The sequence below is a fragment of the Rhizobium sp. ZW T2_16 genome, assembly GCF_044987325.1.
Classification (GTDB): Bacteria; Pseudomonadota; Alphaproteobacteria; order Rhizobiales; family Rhizobiaceae; genus Neorhizobium; species Neorhizobium cellulosilyticum.
On record NZ_JBJDRG010000021.1, the window covers coordinates 55,166 to 61,165 of the forward strand.

General features: G+C 56.7%; 2 protein-coding genes and 5 pseudogenes. 2 read left to right on the forward strand and 5 right to left on the reverse strand.

What is annotated here, in order from left to right:
- Positions 1–39: 39 nt before the first annotated feature.
- Together ltrA and ACI3K0_RS26640 are read right to left on the reverse strand one after the other, a co-directional pair.
- Positions 40–1,551 carry a group II intron reverse transcriptase/maturase gene (gene ltrA / locus ACI3K0_RS26635; RefSeq protein ID WP_404946562.1) on the reverse strand — a complete coding sequence of 504 codons (1,512 nt, stop codon included), beginning with the start codon at positions 1,549–1,551 and terminating at the stop codon, positions 40–42.
- Between the two features lie 621 nt (positions 1,552–2,172).
- A pseudogene (locus ACI3K0_RS26640) lies at positions 2,173–2,655 on the reverse strand (transposase); the annotation flags it as partial.
- 92 nt (positions 2,656–2,747) lie between these two features.
- Between ACI3K0_RS26640 and ACI3K0_RS26645 the strand changes: the two are divergent.
- Positions 2,748–3,122: pseudogene (locus tag ACI3K0_RS26645) on the forward strand (transposase); the annotation flags it as partial.
- A 62-nt stretch (positions 3,123–3,184) separates the two neighbouring features.
- A pseudogene (locus tag ACI3K0_RS26650) lies at positions 3,185–3,667 on the forward strand (IS110 family transposase); the annotation flags it as partial.
- Between the two features lie 362 nt (positions 3,668–4,029).
- Here the strand turns inward: ACI3K0_RS26650 and vapC are convergent.
- The 3 genes and pseudogenes from vapC to ACI3K0_RS26665 all read right to left on the reverse strand — a co-directional run.
- Positions 4,030–4,311 (reverse strand): annotated as a pseudogene (gene vapC, locus ACI3K0_RS26655) (tRNA(fMet)-specific endonuclease VapC); the annotation flags it as partial.
- The gene (vapB, locus tag ACI3K0_RS26660; protein ID WP_206829004.1) at positions 4,277–4,519 is read right to left on the reverse strand and encodes a type II toxin-antitoxin system VapB family antitoxin; all 243 of its coding nucleotides are present in this window, start codon (positions 4,517–4,519) and stop codon (positions 4,277–4,279) included. The pseudogene vapC and the gene vapB, both read right to left, overlap by 35 nt.
- A 399-nt stretch (positions 4,520–4,918) precedes the next feature.
- A pseudogene (locus tag ACI3K0_RS26665) lies at positions 4,919–5,826 on the reverse strand (IS110 family transposase).
- Between the last annotated feature and the right edge of the window lie 174 nt (positions 5,827–6,000).

A 6,000-nucleotide genomic window follows, 5' to 3' on the forward strand; every position in this document is an offset into this window, starting at 1 on the left:
CTCGCATCGCCTCTCGCCGAACCGGACGGGCGCCTTTCGTTACGCGTCCGGCTCTCCAGAAGACATGGCAAAGTCAGGCATATCCATCCATGCAAGACGGTATCGCCCGACAGGCGTCCAGCTGAGCACATGTTGCTCAATGGACCCTTCTTTCCAGACCCGTCTCGTTGCCCGGCGCCTGCTCGGCTGTTTTGAGCCCCACAGTTCACTCGCCGTTGCCTTTGGGCGCTTATTACGTAGCCAGCAGTACAGACGCAGACCGATGTACCAGTCGAGTGCGACAAACACCCGGCCGGCGCCTACACAGTGGCGGTAATAATTCGCCCATCCGCTGGTGATGGAATTTACCCTCCGGAGCTTTTCGCCAAGACTGACGGAGATGCTGTCGCGTTGCGTCAGTTGCTTGACTTTGTGACGCAGGTTGGCTGCCTTCGCCTTTGGTATTTCCACGCGTGGGCCGTAGCCGTAGCGTTTATCCCAATAGGCGCCGAAGCGGAATCCGAGAAACTCGAAGCCCTCTGTCATGGCTGTAACCTTCGTCTTTTCCGGCGACAGCGTTAGCCCTGTGGTCTTGATCAGGTAGTCGGCGAGTGCAGATTTCTCCGCCGTCGCGTCCTCCAGCGAACCAGACACAAGAACCACGAAGTCGTCAGCGTAACGCACAGGCAGAAACACACAGCGTCCTGCTATGCGATCACTGTCCCGGGCGCTTGCCGCTGCTGCCACCCCGTTGCTTTTGCGACGGGCTTGGGTCTTTCGACGGTGATACTTCCACCTTTCGTAGCGCTCTTCAATCGCGCTCAACGCGATGTTTGCGAGCAACGGTGAGATTATCCCGCCTTGAGGGGTACCGGCATCCGTCCGCAGGAACTGATCCTCCGCCAAGACACCTGCTTTCAAAAACGATCCGACCAATCGCACCACCCGGCGATCCCTGATGCGCTTGCGCACGCGATCGAGTAGGTGATGATGATTGATATTGTCAAAGCATCCTTTGATGTCCCCCTCAATGACCCAAGGGTATGGCAGCCGGTTTCGTCGGGTGTCCTTATCCCGTTTCTGGGGCAAGGCTGCCCGACGAATGTACTCCAAGGCGCCATGCGTGTTTCTACCGGGTCGGAACCCATAAGAGACATGCCAGAATTGCGCCTCGAAGATCGGCTCCAGAAGAATCTTGACCGCGCCTTGTACAACGCGATCTCTGATGGTGGGGATGCCCAGGGGCCGGAATTGCCCCGGTTTTCCAGCCTTCGGAATGAGCTTGCGTCTTGCCGGACTTGGCCGATAGGCGCCACTGCGCAGATCAGCCTGAAGATCGGTCAAAAAGCGAACTTCACTCCTATTCCGGATGCGTTCCACCGTCATCCCGTCGACCCCGGCCGTGCGTCCTCCTTTGTTGGAGGCAACACGATGCCAGGCATGGCGGAGCACTCTGAGGTTGGTCAACCAACCCCACATGTCCCGCCATTGATCGTCGGGATTCGCCTTACTCCACTGATAGAGCTTGCTTTGAATGCCGAGTACCCAGACTTTGTCTGCCTGAAGATCCATGTCCACGGATCACTCCTCCGTCTCTACAATCCTATCGTCTTCCTGCTTCCCTTCGCCCTGTATGCGGCTTTCCCGCACTCCGACTACTACGAAAGCTCCGCCCTCGGTGTCGTCCCTATCTGGCCGTCGCAGCGAGCCCGGCTTCCGACCGGGCAGACGATCCAAGTTCCCGTGTTCCGATTCCCAACCTTGTGCCATTAGGCGGTGAGCTCTACCCCGTGCAATGCGGGAGATGGGGCATAGGAGCCAGTCCCATCTCGGGTCTCCAAGAGAGATCCCGGCAGTAAGGATAGACGAGCCTTATCGCCTCTGATTGCTCTTCCGTGCCTCCACGCCATCACGCCAGTGCAAGCGATTTCTGTGTTTCGAGGTTTCGGACGCCCACTTCGTTGTCTCGCCATAGGTACTGCGGTAGCCCGGCCTGCGGTTGATGGCCCGCATCCGGTACAGTTAAGGCCAATCTGCTTATGCAACCCAACCGGCGACGCCCGGTCGAGCTTCTTGGCCCCCTTCGATCCACTGCTCCTGTAAATCGGGCGGCATCTCAGCCGCCGGTTAGAAGTCGGCAAGCTTGAGAGGTCACGCTAACTCATACGCACCTCCCGCGCCGCACGGCGCACCGTCGATCCACAGGTATGGCCAGTCGCCTTCTATAGGTCGGGACAGAAAGGCCTTCACCTTGTGGTCAATCTCTTCGCAAAGCCTGGAAACTTGGCTTTTGGAGATGCCGCTCATACCCATTGCTTTGACCAGATCGTCTACCGAGCGGGTCGAAACGCCTTGGATATAAGCTTCCTGGATCACAGCGGTCAAAGCTTTCTCGGCCATGCGGCGCGGCTCCAGAAAGCTCGGGAAATAGCTGCCGGTCCGCAGCTTGGGAATACGAAGTTCGACAGTTCCGGCGCGCGTCTCCCAGTCGCGATCTCGATAGCCATTTCGTTGAGCAAGTCGAAAGTCGTTCTTCTCGCCATAGGCCGCGCCAGTCTTTGAGCCGACCTCCAGCTCCATCAGCTTTTCGGCCGCAAACCCAATCATCTCCCGCAGCAAATCCGCGTCGGCGCTCTTCTCAACGAGTGAGCGAAGGTCCATCATGTCTTTGGTCATCGGTGGTCTTTCCATCAGGTTGTGCTTGAACAAACCCAACCCTAGCGGAAAATCTCGATGACCACCCTTACTCAGCTACACCATCTCCCGGGACACGATCGGCGGACTTCTGTATCGCAGCGGTCGAGGAAGCGCTGCGCTATGGAAAGCCGGACATATTCAACACCGATCAGGGATCGCAGTTCACATCCATCGACTTCACGACGGTGCTGAAGAAAGCTGAGATTGCCATCTCGATGGACGGCAAGGGCGCGTGGCGGGACAATGTCTTCCTCGAACGGCTTTGGCGTTCGATCAAATACGAAGAGGTCTACCTCCACGCCTACAAGACCGTGTCCGAGGCCCGCGCGGGGATCGGTCGTTATCTGAACTTTTACAATACTCGACGTCCATATTCATCTCTTGACCGGCAGACGCCGGATCAGGCCTACTTCAACGCGCTGGCACCGATGATGGTGGCGGCATAATCGAGGCGAAATCCACTTAACCAAACGCTCGAAACTGTTCAGACAAACCGAGCCACCTCTCTGAACTGGAGAAAAAGATTGCGGACGTGGAGGTCAAGGTAAAGGTAAAGGCATGGCAGCGTAACGACGAACGCAGCATACGCCTCAACACCATTCCCGGTATTGGCCCAATCGGTTCGGCTCTCTTGATCATGAAGACACCCGCTCCCGAGCTCTTTCAATCTGGCCGCCAGTTTGCAGCCTGGATCGGGTTGACGCCAAAAGATCACTCGACCGGCGGTAAGCTGCGGCTCGGTGGTATCACGCGAGCCGGCGACGAAGCTCTGCGTGCCGTCTTGGTGGCTGGAGCAACAGCTGTCATTCATCACGCGCGGCGGTCTGGCAGGGCTTCTCGATGGCTAGCGGAACTGCTCACGCGAAAGCCGCCCAAATTGGCAGCTGTCGCACTCGCCAACAAGATGGCGCGCATAGCTTGGAAACTCATGGTCTCGGGAGAGACATACAGCGTAAAATCAGGACCGGCCATACCGGGATTCGCTGCATGAAGATGGGGACGCAAGCAGCCAAGCCGTCCTGATCTTCGCCACGTGTTTGCGATACTACAACTTGCAAGATAATAGCAGATGGTGTGATCGATCGGTCCGAGACACAGAATACTCCGAAGATCCCATTGGCCCCTCAAGGCCGTCTTGATGTTTGGCGCCTGTGTTGCGGAAACCATCTTGGCCAGCGTTCATGTGCGAACGCGACGACAGGCCGGACATATGGACGCAAGCGACCAGATCAAACTATCTCGAAATATCTTGCGGGTCAGGGGCCGTCCAATTATGGGATGTGAACACTCGACCCGTTAGATTTCTGTCTAGCCCAGTCAGGTTGGACAACAGGTCCCGAACCCAGCAGGGAGTTAGGCGGTCCAGTCTTCCACGCGTAAGCCTGCCACGCGATCAAACTCACGGCGGTTGTTTGTGACGACGATCAATCCGCGCGACCGAGCGTTTCCAGCTATGAATTGATCATATGGACCAAAGGGCGTTCCGTTTCGTGCAAGTTCAGCACGCAACTGGCCAGTATGGGTGGCTGCTAGCTCGTCATAAGACATAACTTTCAGGCGAGCTGCTAATCCCTCAACCACGGCCAAGTTTCGTTCTGGGCTAGCCGACTTCTCTGCGCCATAAATCAGCTCCAAACGCAGGCTGATCGCGCTCGCTCATGAAGTCGGCGGTTGTGCCAGCGCTTTCAAACCAGCTGTCCCAACCCTCACCTGCGGGGGCTATGATTCGAGTACGCCCGACCGCGACGATATCGACACTCTTCACATCATCCGAAAGAGCGACTGCCTTTGGAAGCCGGATGGCCTGGCTACGATTACTTTGAAATACCGCGCCCTGCTCCATGACATACTCCTCTGGCATCTACAGATTGGATATCCCGAAAGCAATGTGCGACAAAGGATATGTCAATGGGATATACGACGCTACACGATAAGCAACCGTTAAGCGTTTGAAAGGAGACGATTGGCGACCCGGTCTTAACCGGCTCAGTTCTGCGTGGTAAACGTATGCCCGCCCTGCTTGCAAGTTGTTTTTTGATTTCCTGTGCAGTCTGCTTCAACGTATTCGGTCTTACAGTCAGGCCGTTGCCAATATGGATATCCGCACGTCCAGAGCCACGATAACCAACACCGTTCCAATGAACCATTTCCACGCTTGGGCTATCTGAACGCCGATCAACTGTCAGGCCATCTCCATTCCACTCGCAAACATCGTAGGCTGCTCCTCCGAGCAACCAATAACTCAGATTACCGCCACGCCGTAGGTCCTCTCATAGGGCTGCCCCTTGCGCACACCGCCCAGGCGATACGCGTGAGCTTGTTGGCTAAGGCCACGATCACGACATTGCGCTGGATGCCTCGAGACAACATAGTCCGGAGCCATTGCTCGATTGGCGTGTCACTTTGACTGAGAGTGTGCATTGCCGCTCGCGCGCCGTGGACCAGCAAGGTCCGCAGATAAGTATTGCCACGCTTTGTTATCCCCTGCAGACGCGCCTTGCCTCCGGTGGTGAACTGTCGTGGCACAAGCCCCAACCATGCTCCGAGGTCTCGGGCATGCTTGAAACTACCGGCATCACCAATAGCGGCTACAAGTGGGGTGGCGTTGAGCACGCCGATACCCGGAATCGATGTCAGGCGGCGCATCGCGCTGTTCTGCCTGGCGAGCGATACAAACTCTGCGTTCAACGCGTCGATCTTCTTGTCAAGCATTCGCCATTCGTCCCGCGCGCGGAGCTGATTGATCAAGGTCGTTCGCTCCGCGACCAGCCGTGATCGAACCCGATGCAATGTCTGGATATCCAACTGCTCCTGGCTCTTCAGTTCGACAAACCGCATCGTCGGGCGAGATGCCGCTTCGGCGATGCCCTCGGCATCTCTGTCATCATTCTTCTGCGCCTTCACATAGGGGCGAACGTATTCCGGCGACATCAGCCGGACCCCATGACCTTTCGAGGTAAAGAGCCTACCAAGATGGTGAGCACCGCAGCATGCCTCCATCGCGATAACACAGGTTGGCAGCTTCTCGACGAATTCGATCAATGTTTGTCGCCGCATCGTTCGACGGGCAACTACAGCGCCGCGGTCATCTACCCCAACAACGCTGCAGCTATTCTTTCCGATGTCGATACCCAGTATGGAAATCTGCATGGCTTGCTCATTCCATTCAAGAAAACGACATCATACTCGATGTCCTCGTAACCGCCCGATTGCTACCGCGTAGATTTCGCTTTGATGCGAGCGACGAGGAGCTCTTCGCCCACAAAGCTGTCGAGGAAGTTGTACCATTCTGGGGGTGAGCGGCGGGCGTCTTTGAGCATCTGC

Bases quoted from the DNA above. Each gene is read 5' to 3' on its own strand.
- ltrA (WP_404946562.1), bottom strand. From the start codon at position 1,551: ATGGATCTTCAGGCAGACAAAGTCTGGGTACTCGGCATTCAAAGCAAG.
- vapB (WP_206829004.1), bottom strand. From the start codon at position 4,519: ATGGAGCAGGGCGCGGTATTTCAAAGTAATCGTAGCCAGGCCATCCGG.